We start from the raw sequence: 18,680 nt of genomic DNA on the forward strand, positions 1-18,680 counted from the left end.
CAACCTTTTTAAAGGCGCCATCTCCAGCAATAACATGACGTTGCATTAGGACACGACCCCTTCAGCCTTGGGCGCCTTAAGGTTGAAACCTTTCTGATCTATGCAAGATGGAGATCAACTCAGGCATGGGCCGTTCTTTGAATGATCTCCTCTTGAAGGGCAGGCCCAAGATTTACAAAATAATCAGAATAGCCGGCCACCCTCACAATAAGATCCTTGTAGGAATCCGGATCTTTCTGGGCCTGGCGTAAGGTGGCTTTGTCCACCACGTTGAACTGGATATGGTGGCCGTCCATTTTAAAATAGGAACGGATCAGCTGAACAATGGGGGTTTTTCCCTTGTCCGTGGCCAGAAACTCAGGCAGAAATTTTTGATTGAGCAAGGTACCCCCGGTTTTTAAATGATCAATCTTAGAGGCCGAGTTAAGCACGGCTGTTGGGCCGCAGCAGTCCGCCCCCTGAACAGGAGAAATCCCCTCTGAAAAGGGAAGGTTTTTTTTCCTGCCGTCGGGCATGGCCCCTGTGACCTCCCCGAAATAAACATGACAGGTGGTGGGCAAAAGGTTAATTCTGTAAACCCCGCCCCGGGTGTTGGCCCGGCCCGTGACGGCCCGGTAAAAAACATCAAACACCTGGCAGAGAACCTGGTCTGCCTGTTCATCATCATTGCCGTATTTAGGGGCGCAGAGCAATGCCTGGCGAAGCGGTTCATGCCCCTTGAAATCAGATGCCAATGCGCTGATCAAAGTCTTGATATCAAACCGCTTTTGCTCAAACACAAGGAATTTAAGGGCTGCCAGGCTGTCGGTAATCGAGCCCATGCCCACCCCCTGGATATAGGCGGTGTTGTACCTGGCCCCGCCCTGGTTATAGTCTTTTGCGTTTTCAATACAGTCCTGGGTGACCAGGGAGAGCAAGGGCACGGGCATGAACCTTGAGTTGATCTGCTCAATATGATTGGACCCCTTGATTTTAATATCTGCAAAATAGCGCACCTGGCGCTCATACGCCTCAAAAAGCTGTTCATAGGACTCAAATGACCCGGGATCCCCGGTTTCAAGCCCGATCATCTCCCGGGTGAAAGGATCTCGCCCATTGTTCAGGGTGATTTCCAAAATCTTGGGCAGATTAAAATATCCGGTAAGGATATAGGCCTCTTTGCCGAAAAAACCTGCTTCCACACAGCCCAAAGCCCCGGCAAGGCGGGCGTCATCCACGGACTTTCCATGGGAGATCATCTCCTGGAAAATGGCATCAGCATTAAATACAGAGGGCTGGCCAAATCCTGTGGCAATGATGTCCAGGGCCCGCCTGATAAAACGGTTTGGATTTTTCCTTGAAACCTGGATCATGGACGAGGGCTGGAGCAACCGCATCGTCTCGATCACATCGAAAATCATATAGGTAAGCGCGTTGACCCCGTCCCGGTTTTCCGGGGTGACCCCGCCAAGGTTGATAAGGCAGAAATCCACATAGGTATTGCTCTCCTTGGCCGTCACCCCCACCTTGGGCGGGGCCGGATGATTGTGAAACTTGATCCAGAAACAGGAGAGCAGCTCTTGTGCCTGCTCAGGGGTCAGTCTTCCCTCGTCCAGGTCTTTTTTATAAAAAGGATAGAGATTCTGGTCCAGACGGCCCGGGTTATAGGCATCCCAGGGATTAAGCTCGGTAATAATCCCCACATGGACAAACCAATAATACTGAAGGGCCTCATGAAAGGTTTCAGGGGCATGGGCCGGGACCCTGCGGCAGATCTTTGCCATCTGTTCAAGGGCGGCGCAACGAAGGCCATCCGTTTCTTTTTCTGCTGCATCCTCCAAGACTTTTGCATGGCGATGGGCAAATTGAATCAGGGCAGAGGCGGCAATATCCATGGCCTGAAGGTTTTCCATCCGCTCCAAAGCCAGAGGATCGGCAAACCGGTCCTGGCTTTCAAGGACTTGTCCGATCCGGGTTTTTAAATCCAAAAATCCCTGGGTGTAAATCAAATTTCCTCCGGCAGTATGGCCTGGAGCGCGCTGTTCCTGGAATTCGGTGAATATTCCGGCCTTAAAGCTTTTTTTCCACTCTGGCGTCATGGCGTCAAAAATTTTCTCCCTGATGGTTTTGCCGGACCAAAAGGGAATAATGGTCTCTTGATACACCTGTTTGGTTTCATCGCTCACCTTGTATGCCACCTTGGGCCGGGAATCTAAAATCTCAAGATCTGACAAAGAATGCAGGCAGACCTCAGGGTATGTGGGTACCGCCTTGGGCTGAGGCCCCCGCTCGCCTACGATCAATTCATCCGCCCCGATAAAAATCGTCTTGTTTAAAAGGATGTGTTCAAGGCAATGGGCCCGCTGCACAGGCGGGGACATGAGGGGGCTGGCCTGTGTTCTGTAAAAATCGGTCACCAAACAGGCCCGCTCATGGGAAAGGGTCACGGGAGTATCAAGACTTTTTTGGCGTAATCGTTTAACTCGCTGATTCATGAATTATCCTCCAATCACCGGGCTGAACCCGTTCTTTTTAAACCAGAGGGCCACCGCCTCCACCCAATGGTTTTCTGGCGGGCGGATATGCTCGAGCGGATATTTCAGGTTCATCTGTCTGTACTTGTCCGCCCCTGTATTATGAAAGGGCAGAATATGAATATCCCTGTACCCTGTACGGGAGACCAGAAACTCAATCAACTGGGTGATGTTTTCATCCGAATCCGTCATGGAGGGGATCAACGGAAACCGCAATTTTAACGAGACTGCAAGCTTGTCCAGCATCTCAAGATTGGAAAAAATAATCCGGGAAGATTTTCCAATCATAGTGTCATGAATTTTTTCATCAAAAATTTTAATATCATACAAGACCAGATCAACGGCCTTGGCAGCAGATTCAATCACAGTTGCCGGGGCAAATCCGCTGGTATCCAGGCAGGTATGAATATGTTTTTCCCTGCAGGCCCGGATCAGGTCCATGAGAAGCCTGGGCCGGCTCAAGGGTTCTCCCCCCGAAAAGGTAACCCCGCCGTTGGATTCATCATAATAAATAATATCCTTTTCAATCTCCCGGACCAGGTCATGGACAAGGCCGGGCCGCAGCCGGCTCCATTGCCTGGCTTTCAGGGTTATGGCACCAGGGACAGGACAAGGGGCAGCCCTGAAAAAACAAAGTGGTCCGGATGCCGGGGCCGTCATGGATGGAATACCGCTGAATCCTGAATATCTCCGGGCCATGGTCTTTCATTGATCCTTACCCAGGTTGGGTTCTTTCATCAAAACGGCAAAGCGTTCCACATGGGCTCTTGCCAGACGGGCCGCATCCTTGGCATCTTTTCTGGACACAGCATTCAGAATCAAGGAAAGATCCTGGATATCCTTGTCAAGCAAGTCCCGAGAAAAAGGGAGGAACCGGGTAAAATAGGTATAAACGTTCCCATGGACGGTCTTAAGATTCGCCTCCACCAGGGGATTTTTTCCCATGGCAGCCAGGGCCAGGTGAAATTTTGCATCCAGACGGTTAAACTCATCCCAATTGTCCGGATCGGTCTTAGCATGGGCGCGAATCTGATCTAAAATTTTTCCAAGAAGAACCAAATCATCAGGTTCAGCCTTTTGGGCAGCCTCTTGTGCGGCATGGCCCTCCAAAAGCGTCCTGAACCCGGCCAGATGCTCAAGGCAAACCTTATTCTGCCTGATAAGCACCCCCATGCTCTCTTCCATGGCATGGGTATTGGCCGGCTGAATTCTGGCCCCGCCCTTTGCTCCGGTGCTGACACGGATCAGACCTTTTTGCTCGAGCACCCGCAAGGCCTCTCTCACGGTTCCCCGGCTGGTGTCAAACATCTCCTTGAGCTTCATTTCAGGGGGTAAACGTTCTCCCGGTTCCAGCTCTCCGCTAAAAATTGCCGCCTGGATCTGTTCAACCACATGCTGATAGGTTTTCAGAGGTTTGGTTTGGGTAATGGTCAGCCCCATAAGATCTCCTGGAAAAGTTTAATTGTCCTACAATTTAACCTTTTGTCTATCCCGGGTCAACCGATATTTATTAATTTCAATTGGAGATCCACAAGATTAATGATAAAAATCATAAACATCTCTCAAGGACAAAGGACACCATGAAGACCAACTCTATTTTTAAGGGATATATTTTCATTCTGACGGCTGCCGTGCTATTCGGGACCACAGGTACGGCCCAGATGCTGGGTGCAAAATCCATTTCCCCCTGGGTGATCGGGGCATTCAGGCTCATCATCGGCGGGCCTCTCCTGCTTGCCTTTGCCTCCGGCAGAAAACAAGCGGTCCCCGGCCACAACTCCTTCCTGGTCTTGGTTGCAAGCATTGGGGTGGTTTTGTTTCAATTTACTTTTTTTGCAGCCGTGGCCAGAACCGGGGTTGCAACGGCCACGCTGGTTTCCATCGGCAGCAGCCCGATAATTGCCGGAATTTTGGGCGCTTTATTTTTTAAAGAGCCCTTGGGCAAACCATGGACCATGGCCGCCCTGTTATCCGTTGCAGGATGTTTTTTTCTGGTCTCTTCGGGCAATGGGATGATAATAGATGCCAAAGGCATGGGCCTGGCCTTGGCCGCAGGCACAGGCTATGCCGTATATGTGGTGGCAGGCCGCGGGCTGGCAGGACAGATGCCCCCGGCAAAAACCGTGGGCATGATTTTAAGCTGGGGCGCTTTGATGATGATCCCCTTTCTGGGATTTACCGATCTCAAAGAATTGGCAAATCCCCGGGTCATGCTGACCCTATGCTACATGGGCGTCTTTCCCACGGCCTTAAGCTATTTTCTTCTGGCCCGGGGGCTTGGGGCGGTTCCGATTGCCTCTGCCGCTGTCCTGCTTTTGGTAGAACCCCTGGTGGGTGCCCTTTTGGGCATATGGATATTGGGAGAACCGCTCACCCTCAACTCCGGTATTGGCATGGTACTTATTTTTTCAGGCATGGCGGTGATTGTCATGAAACAAATTCCTTCCAGCATCTCCCTTGTACCGACAATCCTGCAAAACAAAAAATAAGCGAATCCCCTTTTAGTCTCGGTCTGAAGGATTTTCCAGACGGACCAGGTTAAAATCTGCGAGAATGGCATAGAGACTTGGCACCACCACCAGCACCAAAATCGTGGAAACCATAAGGCCGAACACGATGGAACAGGCCAGAGGAATTAAAATCTGCGCCTGGAGCGACCGTTCCGCCAGCAGGGGCAAAAGACCTGCAATGGTGGTAAGCGAGGTGAGAAGTACGGCACGAAAGCGATCCCGGGCCGCCTGCTTACCGGCCGCGACCACACTCTGGCCGTCGGCGGCGTGCTGCTTCACAAAGGTCACCAAAAGAATGGAATCATTGACCACGATGCCGGCCAGAGAAATAAACCCCATAATGCTGGGCATGGCAAGATCAAGGCCCATGAAAATATGGCCCCAGACCACCCCGATCAAGGCAAAGGGAATGGTCACCATGACCACCAGGGGCTCCTGGTAGGACTTGAATTGAAAACTGAGAAGGCAGAAAACGCCGAAAACGCCTATACCCAAGGCTTTGAACATGCCGCCCATGGAGGCTTTCAGCTCTTTTTCCTGGCCTTCCAGACCAATGAAAATATTGGGAAACTCCCTTTGAAGCTCGGACAAAAACCCGGTACGGGTATGGGCGATGATATCAGCGGCATTGGCAAGACGGGTATCCAGGTCGCCTGTGACCGTGACGGTACGAATGCCGTCCACCCTCCGGATACCGGCATATCCCCTGTCCCGGGACACCTGAGCCACCGAGGTCAAAGGAACCCGTTTTTTCTCTTTATTGATCAGATAAAAATTTTCCAGACGACCAATACTGTCCCGGTCCTTATCCGCAACCTTAAGATTGAGTTCATAGGATTCGTCCCGGACAATCATCTGACTGGCCTGGGCCCCGTAAAAGGCCGCCCGAAGCTGGGAGGAGACCATCCGGGCGGTGAATCCCCTGGCCTTTGCCCCCTGTTTAAGGGTCACACGGATTTCCGGCTTGCCCGGCCGCAGATCATCGTAAAGGTCAAAGACCCCTTGGTATTGGTAAAGCCAGTCAATGAGACGGGTGGAGGCCAGCTTTAATTCATCCAGATCATCACCTTTGAGCCGAATTTCGATGGGCAGCCCCTCAGGACCGATGACAGGTTCCTTAAAGGCCAGGGCAATGGCATCGGGCATATCCCCGGCCAGATTTCGCCACTGGGTTATGATCTGATCAATCGTGACCGTGCGCACCTCTGCGCTGAGAAGGTCCAAAGAAACCGTGGCCACATGGGGACCGGTTTCATTGGCATCTGCATTGGTATTGAACAGCACGCTGGTATGTTCAATCAAAGGGACCTTGCCCGGCTGGGCCGGGGTTAATTCCCCATTAATTTTTTCAGCCGCGTCCAAAAGCCGGTCTACATAAAAACTGGTTTTCTCCAGGGGCAAGCCTTGGGGGAATAACAGTCTTGCCTGAATAACGTCTCCGTCGATTTCAGGAAATACCCTGACCTTGAGCACCCCTCCGGCAATCATGGCCAAAGAGGAAATAAAGGCAAACAAGACCAGGCCAATAAAAAAATACCTGTAATCAATGGCCAGGTCCACCACTCTGCCAAGCAATTTTTCCCTGGTCACATTTAAAATTTTGTCAATGGCCTGCCTGAACCGATTGGCCTTGAGGGTCTTGCCGTTATGTTTCAAGGCATGGGCCAGGTGGTTGGGCAGAATGCAAAACGCCTCCACCAGACTCACGGAAAGGACCAGAATCAAGATCACCGGGATGACATACAAAACTTTACCGATATCCCCTTTCATGCTCAGGGCCAGGGCACCAAAGACAAAACAGGTGGTCAGAAAAGAAGAAAACACCCCCGGGGCGACCTGGGTGATCCCGTCCACCGTGGCTCTGAACCCGTTCATCCCCTTTTCCAGATTGGCCGCCACATTTTCAGCAATCACAATGGCATCATCCATGAGAATACCCACCCCGATGAGCAGGCCCACCATGGAAAGCATATTCAGGGACAAATTCATGAATTTCATAAAGAAAAAGGTCAGGGCAAAGGAGACCGGCAGTCCCATAATCACCCAGAAAGAAAATTTAAAAGGAAAAAACAAAATCATGGCGAAAAAGACCAGAACCAATCCCTGGAATGCGTTTTTGATCAGCATGTCCAGCCGGTCCCGGACGATTTTGGATACATTCTGGGTCAGTTCAAATGCCATGCCCGGAGGGGCCTGGGCCCGCTCTTTTTCAAGGAAACCGGCCACCGCGTCCATTATGTCCAGGGCATCTTCAGACTTGGTCTTGTTGATCTGAAGAATCCCGGCACGTTTGCCGTTGAACAAAATTTTATCTTCCTCATCCTCGAACCGGTCGGTAATTTTTGCAATCTCGGCCAGCCGGATCTCGGCCCCGGTTTGGGTAGAGACCACCACCAGATCCCCCAGATCAGGAATACTTTTCCTCTCTTCGGTAAACCGGATCAGAATATCCGAATCCCGGGTTTCCAGGCTGCCGGCGGGCAGATCAATATTCTGGGCAGCCACGGCAGCCTCAATATCCGACACGGACAGTCCCAGACGCATCATATCATAAAAAGAAATTTCAATGAGAAATTCCGAATCTGAAAACCCTTTCAGGTCCACCTGGGAAATCAAATCCATTCGTTTGAGTCTGTCCTTGAGATTTTCGCAGAAAAACTTGAGATGAACCGGACTCATGGGGCCTGTTACGGCAATGGAGACCACCTGATCCGTCCTGTTAATCTGTTTGATGATCAGGTCTTCCAACTCCTGGGGAAAATCGCTCACCGCCTCAACCTCGGTTTTGATATCATTGAGAAACTGGATGGGATCCCCCTCTTCTTTCATCTCAATGACCACCCGGGCTGAATTTTCCATGGCCGTGCTTTGAACCTCGGAGATATTGGAGACAGAATCCACGGCGTCTTCGATACGCCGGCAGACGGCCGCTTCCACATCCTGGGCCGTGGCCCCGGGATACAGGGCCGTAACCGCCACCGCATCCACACTAAAATCCGGAAAGGTCTCCCGTTTCAAATCCCCCGCACTAATGGCCCCCAGGGCCAGAAAAAGGATCATGAGCAGGTTGGCGGCCGTGGGATGGCCGCTTAAAAAGGTGACCATGCCTTTGAATGCATTCATATCAAAGGGCCCCCCCGGACTCAAAACCGGATGCAACGGATTTTACCTGCTCTGCCCTCTCTTTGTCCTGTTTGGGTAAAAGCTTCATCCCGGCCACGGCAGGCACCAGATCGGAAAGAACCAGGGCCTCCCCCTCAACCACCCCCGTGGTCAGCACGCTAAGATCCCCCATGGAAAACTCAGGCTCAATTTTGCGGATCTCAAGCCGGTTCTCGGGTGTGCAGACATAGATTTGGCCGCCGTGAACCGCGCTTCTGGGCAGAACAAACCGGTCGGCCAGGGACCGGCCTGACATTTCCACTTCCACATACATATTGGTGACCAGGGGCGGCCGTTTTCCCGGGATCAGACCGGCATAGGGATTGTCAACCGTAACAAAGAAACTCAGGGTGCCCGTGGCCGGATCTATGGCCTCTCCGGTCCTGGAAAATATTCCTTCCCACTCAATGATGAGGTCCTCGGCCATGGGAAGCCTGACCTTGGCTGAAATCCCGATGGCCCGGCGAATGGTCTCGATATCCGGAATCCGGGTAAATGCCTTGTTATGATTCCGGGGAAGAAGTTTAAAAAATTCAAGGGGACTGAGCTGAACCGGAATCTCCACCCGGTCGATACTTTCCGCCTCCAGTAAAACACTGCCGGCAGGGGCGAATTGAAACCGTTCGACATTCACCTTTGAAATTCTTCCGTTAAAGGGGGCCCGGATTTCTGTCTTGGCCACATCCAGACGCCGTTCGGCCACAGAAGACTCTCCCGACCGTTTTTGGGCCAGCAACGCCTTTTTCTGGGCCGGAATCAGTTTGAGGATATTTTCCAAATTATTGACCGAGGTCTGGCGGGCCAGAAAACGGGTCTCTTCTTGTTCAAGGTCGGAAGCTGAAATGAATTGCTTTTCATAGAGTTGACGCTTTCGCTCCAGTTCCTGGGCCCCAAGTCCCAGGGCCTTTTTTTCTATGACCAGAAGATGTTGGGTATTTTTCCGGGACTGCTCCAATTCCTTGAGCCGGGCATCCAGATTCATGACATCTGCCACTCCTTTGGATTCTGCCAGGCCGTAGGATCGGGTATCGATTTTCAAGAGCAACTCACCCTTTTTTATGAAATACCCTTTTTTAATGTTTTCATCCATCTGGACAATCTGCCCGCCGACCTCGCCAATGGCCTGCCAGGTACGGTCAGGCCGAACATATCCGTAGCCCTTGGTTCTCGGGATCACAGCCATTTTTTCCAGCGGCATCACCCTTACCGCCTGGACCCGCTCTTTATTTTCAAGGCGGTTCGGCTGGGTTTTATTTATTTTCATCACCAGGAACAGGGCAACCCCGACAATGACGGGAACCAGAATGACAAGGCGTTTAAAGGTTTTCATTATTCATTTCCTAAAAAATTGGGTCTGGATCTTCCATACTCAAATCTGCCTGGGCGTTTTCCATCATCTTGTCCAGCCCGGTTTGAATGATCTTAAGGTCATCTGGATCAATATCCTTGACCAGAACCTGGTGCCAGTTTATCAATACCTGTACAAAAGGGGCCTGCATATCCCGGGCCTGCTGGCTCAAAAAAACCTGTTTAACCCGGTAGGCATCCGGATGGGGACGCCGTTCCACCAGCCCCATTTTTTCCAGCCGGGCAACGGCCCGGGCCGTATAGGATTTATCCACCCGGATCTGCCGGGACAACTCATCCTGGCTCAGGCCGTCCTTTAAAAACAAAATCGCCATAAACGAATAATCCCCAGTGCCCACCCCGAGTTTTTTCATCTCTCTACGCAGATGTCCCATGGTCATTCTAAACAAAAAATTAATACGCCGGGCAATGGATTCCGATGCAAAGGTTTGAAAAATAATCCCCCTCTCAGTTGACAATGAAACTGAGCTTAGCCCTGATCAGTTTCATTGTCAACTGAGAAAAATATCCTGGGCTTGGTAAGATCTCTTTTCCCACCTTGCAGATCGGTGAACCTGGCTTATATTATTTAGTCGTAAAAATTATTACAAATGACATAAACAGGAGTTTATGGAACTGCTTTTATTATCACTGGAATCCACGATCTCCCTTGTATTGCGCATGGGATTTGTCATGTTCATCAGCCTTTTCGGAATTGAATTTTTCATGCAGCTGGGTTTGATGAAATACCTTAAACCCATTGGCACGCCAGTGGCCAAACTTGCAAACCTTCCCTCTGAGAGCGCTTTAAGTTTTCTGGCTGCAATCGGTTCCATGATTGCGGCCCACACAATGGCTGCTCAATTCCATGGGGATCAGAAAATATCAAATCAAGCACTTTTACTGACCGGGGTTTTGAATACCGTCCCCTTTCATTTTAAAGAGACCCTGACCTTTCAGCTGCCCATTGTCCTTCCGCTGCTCGGGTTTCGCCTGTGCATGATTTATATTGCAGTCTTCTGGTTAACCGGTATCCTTAAAATCGGATTTGTCATCTTATGGGGACGCATCCGATTAACCCCTACCGTTCAACCCCAAGATGCCTTTGACCATCTGGAATGTGACCCAATGGATGCGGATTGTAACCCCAGATCTTTAAAACAATTATTAACTCAGACATGGGTGGCCCGTAAAACAATGTATATTCGCATGGTCACAATGCTGGCCATGATCAGTTTTTTAATTCAACTGCTGATGAACTCAGGCGTATTGGTGCGGCTTGAATCCATGATTGCGCCCCTGACATCGATCTTTGACCTTCCGGCCGCTGTCATCGGCCCAATCACCACCTATATATTCAGCCCGACCATCGGAATTACCTTTATGTCCAATCTAATGAATCAGCAGGCCGTGACCGCTTATCAGGCGATTGTTTCTCTGCTGGCCGGAGGCTTGCTGATGATCCCCATAACCCGTCTGAGACGGACCCTTCCCAGATATACGGCCATCTACGGGTTTAAGCATGGGGCGGCCATCTGTGCCCTGACCACGGGATTCAGTCTGCTGGCAAGGGGATTGGTTCTGATCTGGGTCCTGTTGTTCTTCTAAGTAAAATACCGATATTTCAATTTCAGGCCAAAGGGTTTGAAAACTTTACCCATCCCAATTATTCTGGTAGTATGCACAAAACAAATTAACCTGGACTGGACCTAATATTTTTGTTGTTTAACCCCTTTACATTAGCCTTCTCCCATGAATGGGCACACCTGGAACCCCAATTTCGGGCCTATCATTTTGAAGGGTCATTGTCCCGGGTGAGGCTGGCCATCCTGGTCGGTATTTTCTTTTACGGTATATTCGGCATTCTGGACTATGTCATGATGCCGGATATAAAAAATATTTTCTGGGCCATCCGTTATCTGATTGTCATTCCTCTGGCGCTGTTTACCTTTGGCTTTTCTTTCAGGCCTGAATTTAAAACCTGGGCCAACCCCTGTCTTTTTTTCATCTGCCTGACCGGAGGCTTGGGCATTGAACTGATGGTTATCCTGGCAGACCCGCCAGCCACCTATTCCTATTATGCCGGAATTATTCTCGTTTTCATTACCATCCACACCTTTTTGAACATCTCTTTTTTATGGGCAAGCGCCTGCTACTGGTCCATTGTCCTGTTTTACGAAATCATAGCCATCTGGGTGATGGACACCCCCAGCATTGTTCTGATCAATAATAACTTTTTTTCATTTCCGCCGTGATCATCTGAATGCTGGCCGGCTACACCATGGAGGTGAACAGCCGGTACAGATTTTTGTCCAGCCATTTACTGGCCCTTGAAAAAGACAAGGTCAGCCAGATCAACAAAAGCCTGGACCACAAGGTAAAAAAAAGAACCAAAGCATTGTCCCTTGCCAACAGCCGGCTTCAAAAAGAAATGGCCGAACGCCTGAAAACCCAGGCCCAACAGCTCAGGCTGGAAAAAGAGTTGAACAAGCGGCAGAAACTTGAAGCCATCGGCACCCTGGCCGGCGGCATTGCCCATGATTTCAACAATATTCTTTCGGCTGTCATCGGGTATACCAAACTGGCCATGGAGGATACCGATCCCCAAGAAAGAACTAAAAATCAGGCACAGGTGATCAAAGCGGCCCTGCGGGCCAAGGAACTCACCTCCCAGATTTTAACCTTCAGCCGCCAGGCTGAGCCCATGGCCCGTCCGATTAAAATCCGGCCGGTCATGGAAGAGGCCTTAAATCTTCTCAAGGCATCCATTCCGGCAAGCGTGACCATCACAACCCAGCTGAAATCTGAAGCCAAGGTGATTGCCGACCCCACCCAGATACATCGGATCATCATCAATTTATGCACCAATTCGGTCCAGGCCATGGCAGACCATACCGGGACCTTGAACATTATTCTGGATGATCTTTTTTTGGATGCCCCCAAGAAAAGTCTTGCTCCAGGCCCCTATATCAGGCTGTCCATCAGCGATACGGGCCAGGGCATGAGCCCCCAGGTCATGGAAAAAATATTTGATCCTTTTTTCACGACCAAGGCGGTTGACCAGGGCTCGGGAATGGGGCTGTCGGTTGTTCACGGTATTGTCAAACAATACCGGGGCAGCATCCGGGCGTACAGCGAACAAGGCCGTGGCGCCACCTTTGTTGTCCTCCTGCCCCAGACCGACAAAAAAATTACAAAAAGCATAATTCCGGACCCCACGCCTTTGGGAAAGAATGAAACCATTCTGGTTCTCGACGATGAAATCGCCCTGACCCAAATGATGGAAAAAGCGCTCACCGCCACAGGCTACCAGGTAAAACCCTTTTGCTCGCCTCACAAAGCGTTGGCATACGTAAAAGCCAACCACATTGACCTGATTATCACGGATTTTTCCATGCCTGAAATGAACGGGGTTGAGTTTGCCAAAAAGGTTGTGGCCATCGGGAATGTTCAGAATTCTGTGTCACGGTTTCGGTTCCCGGATCTGCCTCAGCGCCAGCGGAAGTAAAAGTCAGGTCCGAGAATGGGCCTTCAATCAGCCACGTCGGAGGAGTTGACTTTTGCTGGAGTGGAGTTCCTGGAACCATCTTTTCCATCTGTAAATAAATCCCTATCAAATTCCCAGCTCTTTATCCAGCCGGCCTTCAAAGAAAATTGCCAACTGGGAAATTGTCAGTGACCAATTTTGAATCGGCATTGTCCATTTTTTACTGGCGTTCTGGATCCCCATGTAAAGCAGCTTTAACAGGCTGTCCTGGTTCGGGAATGATCCCTTTGTTTTGGTCAGTTTTCGAAACTGTCGATGCACAGCCTCAATGGTATTTGTGGTGTATATTATCCGTCGAATCTCTTCTGGATATTTAAAGAAATGACTGAGGCGTTCCCAGTTGTTCCGCCAGGATTTTATCACAATCGGGTATTTGTCATTCCATTTATTTTCCAAGATATCCAGTTCTTCTTCGGCCAGATCCTTATTGACCGCTTTATAAACACGTTTTAGATCTGCCATAAATTCCTTTTTATTTTTGGAACCAACGTATTTCAATGAATTTCGGATCTGGTGGACTACGCAGACTTGAACTTCTGTGTCCGGGAATATGGTCTCAATGGCCTCGGGAAAACCTTTTAGACCATCAACACAGGCAATCAGGATATCTTTTACCCCTCGGTTTGAAAGGTCTGTTAACACCTGCAGCCAGAAGTTCGCACCCTCATTCTCGGATATGTACAGCCCAAGAACCTCTTTGCGGCCCTCGATATTCACCCCAAGAATTGTGTAAACGGCTTTGCTGCTGACCTTTCCGTTTTCTCGTACTTTATAATGTATGGCATCAAGCCATACGATTGGGTACACATTTTCCAACGGCCTGGCCTGCCATTCTTTGACGGTATGAATGATTTTATCGGTAATGGTGCTCAGAGTGGCATTTGAAATCTCAAGTCCATAGATTTCCTGTAAATGGGAAGCCATATCATTATAACTCATGCCCAGGCCGTAAAGGGCTATTATCTTTCTTTCAATTTCATCGCTGAGCGTTGTCTGATGTTTTTTGACGATCTGTGGAGAGAAGGTTCCGGCCCTGTCACGCGGGGTTTTTAGCTCAAATTTACCATCCAGGGATTTAATGGTCTTTTTGCTTTTTCCATTACGGCGGTTGGCAGAAACTTCCTGCCCGAGATGGGACTCCAACTCTCCTTCAAGAGCAGCTTCAGCAAGATTTTTGATTAATGATGTAAGGACGCCGCCCTTACCTGTGAAGGGTTTACCTTCCTGGATGCCTTTAAGGGCTTTTTGAAAATCAAATTCGGTGTTTTCTTCGGTCATGTCAGTTCTCCTTATTTAGCTGAGTATATCAGCTTTCATTCAACTGACACAGAATTTTGAACGCCCTTTGGCCATCAAACCAAAGCTGCCGATGATACTCTGCACAGGATATAGTGAAAATATCAGCCGGAAGAAACTAACCCCCGCCGGCATCCATGATGTTCTCACAAAACCCGTAGTCAGGCAGACCCTGGCAAATGCCATACGAAACGGTTTAGAAAAAAACCATATCCAGGCCAAAATATAAAATTCCCTGGGGCACCTTGACAGGCCGCAGGGAATTTAAATCTTTAAAAAATCCGGCCGGATCAGTCCATGACCCGTCCTTCTTCAACCCCGTGGCAGGCCACAAAACCTCCGCTGTCAAGCGCCCGCAATGCGGGCACCTCGGTTCTGCAACGCTCATCTGCATACACGCACCGGCCGTTAAAAACACAGCCTGTCGGTAAATTCACAGGGGTGGGCACCTCCCCTTTGAGCTTGATATATTTGGCCTTTTTTTCCCCGACCTTGGGAATGGCCGAAAGCAAAGCCCTTGTATAGGGATGGCGCGGCTCATAAAAAAGGTCATGGGCCGAGGCAAGTTCGCACAGGGTGCCAAGGTAAAGCACGGCCACCCGGCTTGAGATATGATGAACCACGGATAAATCATGGGTGATGAACAAATAGGTCAGATCCATCTCTTCTCGAAGTTCCATGAGCAGGTTCAAAATCTGGGCCTGGATGGAGACATCCAGGGCAGAGACGAGCTCATCCGCCACAATAAACTTGGGGTCCAGAATCAATCCTCTTGCAATGGAAATCCGCTGGCGCTGGCCCCCTGAAAATTCATGGGGATAGCGTGCGATCCAGGCCGGATCCACTCCCACCTTTTCCATGACGTCAGCCACCTTGTCAGCGGCTTCGGCCCCGGTCATCTTGGGATTGTGGAATCTTAAAGGCTCTTCCAGGGTCTGGCGGACGGTCTTCCTTGGATTAAGAGAGGCGTATGGATCCTGAAAAATCATCTGCATTTTTTTCCGAAAGGGCATCCATTGACCATGGTTGAGATTGTCGATGCGCTCCCCGTCAAAGTATACTTTTCCGGAATTGGGCGGATACAGCCCCATGACCACCCGTGCAAGGGTGGATTTTCCGCATCCGCTCTCGCCGACCACGCTCAGGGTCTCCCCTTTGTTCACAAACAAGGAGACATTATTCACTGCTTTGACCGTGGTCTTTTCAAGAACAGGCATTCCCCCCTTAAAGGAGAGCTGGTCCAAAAGGCCGCCTGAAATATCAAAATGCTTGACCACATTATCGATGGTCACCAGATGTTTTTCTTTGTTCATTTTATATCCTTCATTCCTGAAGAGCTGCTCCCGGGGAGCGGCTCGTGCTTTACTGCTCATATTTAGATGGCATTTTTGGTTCATCCGATTAATGCGTACCTTTTATTGTGAAGGTCCAAAAGTTTCAACCTGAAAAACTCCGAATCCCTGTATCCATAAGCTTTCCGTTTCATGGTTTTTATCTTGTTATTTGTCCCTTCTAAAGGACCTGTAGATATCCTGTAATCATAGTATGAAAGGATTCTTTGCCTGTGCACAGCCAAGGTCTTGGCAAATTTCATCAACATTGGAATTTTGGAAATATTGGCCAGATTGATCCAATTGCTGACTATCTTTTCAGCTGTTTCTTTTTTCTTTTGATTCCATATTTGCCTGAGTTCCTCTTTCATGTAGTAGACTACCAATAGCGGCTGATTTATTTTCAATGCTTCTTCTAACCGTTGGGCCTCCTTCTTGTCATCACTGAGGTTTTCGGGATTTTTTAACAAAAGCCACCGGACTCCCTTCAGAAGTTTTTGTTGCCCGGTATTGGCAAGAAGGTTGTAGAGCTTTCGCCTGAAATCCGACAGTTTCTCATTGAACAATTTAACAACATGAAATCTGTCAAAGACAATTGCTGAACCAGAAAGATTTTCAATAACAGCACTCAAGTATGCCGGGGACATATCGATGCTGACGGCTTTGATTTTTGCTTTCGATATTTTCACTTTTGTCCAAAAAGATTTCAAAGCTTCACCACCTTTTCCTTCTCCCACGTGCAGAATTCTACCGGATTCCAGATCCATCACGATGGTCAAGTATTTATGCCCTTTCCCTATGGAAATTTCATCTATGGCAATCTGCCGGACTTTCTCAAGGGGGATATTTCGATAACGCCTCAGCAGGTCTTCTTTCTGGATCTGCTTTATCGTATCCCAGCTGATCCTTAAATGGATGGCAATATCTTTGATTGTCATGAACTGAGACAACTCCAAGACATACCGTTCAAAAGCCCGGGTATAGCTTTTCCCCTCCTGGGCAAAGGATAGTTTGATTTGCCGGACAAATTGACAGAACGAACACCAAATTCTCTGGATAGCCGTCCTGAGAATCACGGGTTTTGAACCTACCGGTATTGTTCTGAGATCTCTTGTCACAATCCCTTTCCTGGTGACGGACCTGGAATTACATTCCGGGCATTTTACCGCCTCCGGTTTTGGTATGAGTTCAAAAGTGATTATTCCACCGATGAAACGTGTTGTTTTATAAAAGTAGTCACGAAGGCCAAAGGCATGGTATATGAAGCTTGTGGACATTAATTCATTCTCCGATTTTGTGCGAATAACACAAAAAAATTAGAACATGATCATGTTCACACCATCATTTCAAGCATAAAAATCCTTACTGTGTTATTGCCTTCCCAGTGATGTTTCTCAGTCCAGGTACGCGATTTTCTGATGAACCGCATTTTTTTTGCCATACGGGCAACCTATTTCATGTGGCAGGCCGCCATGATCCCATTGCCCTTGTTTTCAAGCCGGGGCACCTTCTGGGAACAAATTTCCTGGCTCAACTCAAACCTGGGATTAAAGGCACATCCCTTGGGGATGGAGGTCAGGTTGGGCATCATGCCCGGGATCTGCTTTAAATCCTCACCCGGCGGAATGGAGCCTGGAATGGAACCGATCAGCCCATGGGTATAGGGATGAACCGGATGATGGACCACCTGGTCTGTGGGGCCGTATTCAATAATTTTCCCGGCATACATCACGGCAATTTTTTCGGTCACCTGGGAAACCACACCCAAATCATGGGTAATGAGAATCAAGCCCATCTGTTCTGTTTCACAAAGCTCTTGAAGCAGGTCCATTATTTCCGCCTGGATGGTGACATCCAACGCCGTTGTGAGCTCGTCCGCGATGATAATGGCAGGATCCGCCAATAGAGAAATGGCAATGATGATTCTCTGGCGCATTCCCCCGGACAATTCATGGGGGTATTTATCCAGTCGTTCCTCTGGAGAGGGAATCTGCACTTTTCTAAGCTTTTCCAGGGCAATGGCCCGGGCCTGGGCTTTGGACAATTTTCTATGGGCCTGAAGGGTTTCTATCATCTGATAGCCGATGGTAAATACCGGATTCAGGGTCATCATGGGATCCTGGAATATCATGGCAATACGGTTGCCCCGGATCCTTCGCATCTGGGCATCGTTATAATCGGAAATCCGCTTGCCCTCAAAAAATATACTCCCCCTGGAAATAAAGCCGGGTTTTGAAATCAGATTAATGATGGAAAAACCGGTCACGGATTTGCCGGCCCCGCTTTCTCCCACAAGGCCTAAACGCTCTCCCTTGTCAAGGGTGAAACTGGCGCCGTCAATGGCTGTAATATCACCAAACCTTAAGGCAAATTTAACTTCAAGGTCGTTAACTTCTAAAAGATGAGACATCGTAAACTTCCTATCCTTTGTAGAGTTTGGGGTTGAGTACATCCCTGAGCCAGTCCCCCAGCAAATTGATGACCAGAACAAATACCACCAGCCAGATACCCGGAAAAATGGTGATCCACCAGGACCCTGAGAAAAAGTATTCCTGGCCGGCCCGGATAAGGGAACCGAGAGAAGGCTTGGTCACGGGCATGCCCAGACCCAAGAAAGACAGAGCCGCTTCACTCATCACCGCGTTGGCCACCTGGATAGTGGAGATAACCATCACCGATGTCAGAGAGTTGGGCAGAATATGGCGAAACATGATGGTCCATTTGGGAAGTCCGATCACCCGGGCCGCCTCCACATATTCTTTGTTTTTTTCGCCCATGACCGAGGCTCTGATGGTCCTGGCAAACATGGGCCAGTTGGAAAGCCCGATGATCAGAGTCAAAAGCGGGACGGCCAATCGCTCAAAACTGCCCAGGCCGAATACCACCTGGAAAATAGCGGACATGAAAATGGCCACCTTGTCCCGCTTAAAGCTGTATAGGAAATAAGAGTCTTTAAATCTTTCAAATTTTGTTT

Annotated in this window: 14 protein-coding genes and 1 pseudogene; 4 read left to right on the forward strand and 11 right to left on the reverse strand. The window is 49.4% G+C overall.

Annotation, left to right across the window (positions count from 1 at the left end):
* Positions 1 to 119: 119 nt before the first annotated feature.
* Genes HUN05_22745 through HUN05_22755 form a run of 3 tightly spaced genes read right to left on the reverse strand, consistent with a single transcriptional unit; the run spans position 120 to position 3,953 of the window.
* Positions 120 to 2,474, reverse strand: coding sequence for a glycyl radical protein (locus tag HUN05_22745; protein ID WDP87595.1), 2,355 nt, complete (start codon positions 2,472 to 2,474; stop codon positions 120 to 122).
* Positions 2,475 to 2,477: 3 nt separating this feature from the next.
* Complete coding sequence (locus HUN05_22750; GenBank protein ID WDP87596.1) at positions 2,478 to 3,212, reverse strand: glycyl-radical enzyme activating protein; 735 nt, start codon at positions 3,210 to 3,212, stop codon at positions 2,478 to 2,480.
* A 6-nt stretch (positions 3,213 to 3,218) separates the two neighbouring features.
* Entirely contained in the window at positions 3,219 to 3,953 is a 735-nt protein-coding gene (locus HUN05_22755; GenBank protein WDP87597.1) for a FadR family transcriptional regulator, read from the reverse strand.
* Between the two features lie 140 nt (positions 3,954 to 4,093).
* Here HUN05_22755 and HUN05_22760 point away from each other — a divergent pair, with 140 nt between their 5' ends.
* Positions 4,094 to 5,002 (forward strand): EamA family transporter, encoded by a 909-nt coding sequence (locus tag HUN05_22760; protein ID WDP87598.1) that lies wholly within the window; start codon positions 4,094 to 4,096, stop codon positions 5,000 to 5,002.
* 12 nt (positions 5,003 to 5,014) lie between these two features.
* Here HUN05_22760 and HUN05_22765 read toward each other — a convergent pair whose 3' ends face one another.
* From HUN05_22765 to HUN05_22775, 3 genes are read right to left on the reverse strand one after another with little or no spacing between them, the layout of a single operon-like run.
* Positions 5,015 to 8,146, reverse strand: coding sequence for an efflux RND transporter permease subunit (locus HUN05_22765; protein WDP87599.1), 3,132 nt, complete (start codon positions 8,144 to 8,146; stop codon positions 5,015 to 5,017).
* Position 8,147: 1 nt separating this feature from the next.
* Positions 8,148 to 9,515, reverse strand: coding sequence for a hypothetical protein (locus HUN05_22770; GenBank protein WDP87600.1), 1,368 nt, complete (start codon positions 9,513 to 9,515; stop codon positions 8,148 to 8,150).
* Positions 9,516 to 9,525: 10 nt separating this feature from the next.
* On the reverse strand, positions 9,526 to 9,927 hold the full coding sequence (locus HUN05_22775) for a MarR family transcriptional regulator (protein ID WDP87601.1): 402 nt from the start codon (positions 9,925 to 9,927) through the stop codon (positions 9,526 to 9,528).
* Between the two features lie 235 nt (positions 9,928 to 10,162).
* On the opposite strand from HUN05_22775, the gene HUN05_22780 reads away from it, so the two are divergent.
* The 3 genes from HUN05_22780 (at position 10,163) to HUN05_22790 (ending at position 13,040) form a co-directional block, all read left to right on the forward strand.
* Positions 10,163 to 11,140 (forward strand): hypothetical protein, encoded by a 978-nt coding sequence (locus HUN05_22780; GenBank protein WDP87602.1) that lies wholly within the window; start codon positions 10,163 to 10,165, stop codon positions 11,138 to 11,140.
* Positions 11,141 to 11,337: 197 nt separating this feature from the next.
* Positions 11,338 to 11,787: a hypothetical protein gene (locus tag HUN05_22785; protein WDP87603.1), complete on the forward strand. Its 450-nt coding sequence runs from the start codon at positions 11,338 to 11,340 to the stop codon at positions 11,785 to 11,787.
* Positions 11,788 to 11,795: 8 nt separating this feature from the next.
* Positions 11,796 to 13,040: a response regulator gene (locus HUN05_22790; GenBank protein WDP87604.1), complete on the forward strand. Its 1,245-nt coding sequence runs from the start codon at positions 11,796 to 11,798 to the stop codon at positions 13,038 to 13,040.
* A 105-nt stretch (positions 13,041 to 13,145) separates the two neighbouring features.
* Here HUN05_22790 and HUN05_22795 read toward each other — a convergent pair whose 3' ends face one another.
* The 5 genes and pseudogenes from HUN05_22795 to HUN05_22815 all read right to left on the reverse strand — a co-directional run bounded on the left by HUN05_22795 (position 13,146) and on the right by HUN05_22815 (position 18,621).
* Complete coding sequence (locus HUN05_22795) at positions 13,146 to 14,357, reverse strand: IS256 family transposase (protein ID WDP87605.1); 1,212 nt, start codon at positions 14,355 to 14,357, stop codon at positions 13,146 to 13,148.
* A 308-nt stretch (positions 14,358 to 14,665) separates the two neighbouring features.
* The gene (locus HUN05_22800; protein WDP87606.1) at positions 14,666 to 15,688 is read right to left on the reverse strand and encodes an ATP-binding cassette domain-containing protein; all 1,023 of its coding nucleotides are present in this window, start codon (positions 15,686 to 15,688) and stop codon (positions 14,666 to 14,668) included.
* An 80-nt stretch (positions 15,689 to 15,768) separates the two neighbouring features.
* Complete coding sequence (locus tag HUN05_22805; GenBank protein ID WDP87607.1) at positions 15,769 to 16,983, reverse strand: ISL3 family transposase; 1,215 nt, start codon at positions 16,981 to 16,983, stop codon at positions 15,769 to 15,771.
* 173 nt (positions 16,984 to 17,156) lie between these two features.
* Entirely contained in the window at positions 17,157 to 18,116 is a 960-nt protein-coding gene (locus tag HUN05_22810) for an ABC transporter ATP-binding protein (GenBank protein ID WDP87608.1), read from the reverse strand.
* 10 nt (positions 18,117 to 18,126) lie between these two features.
* Positions 18,127 to 18,621, reverse strand: a pseudogene (locus tag HUN05_22815) (ABC transporter permease).
* Positions 18,622 to 18,680 lie beyond the last annotated feature (59 nt).

Source organism: Desulfobacter sp., from assembly GCA_028768545.1.
Taxonomy (GTDB): domain Bacteria; phylum Desulfobacterota; class Desulfobacteria; order Desulfobacterales; family Desulfobacteraceae; genus Desulfobacter.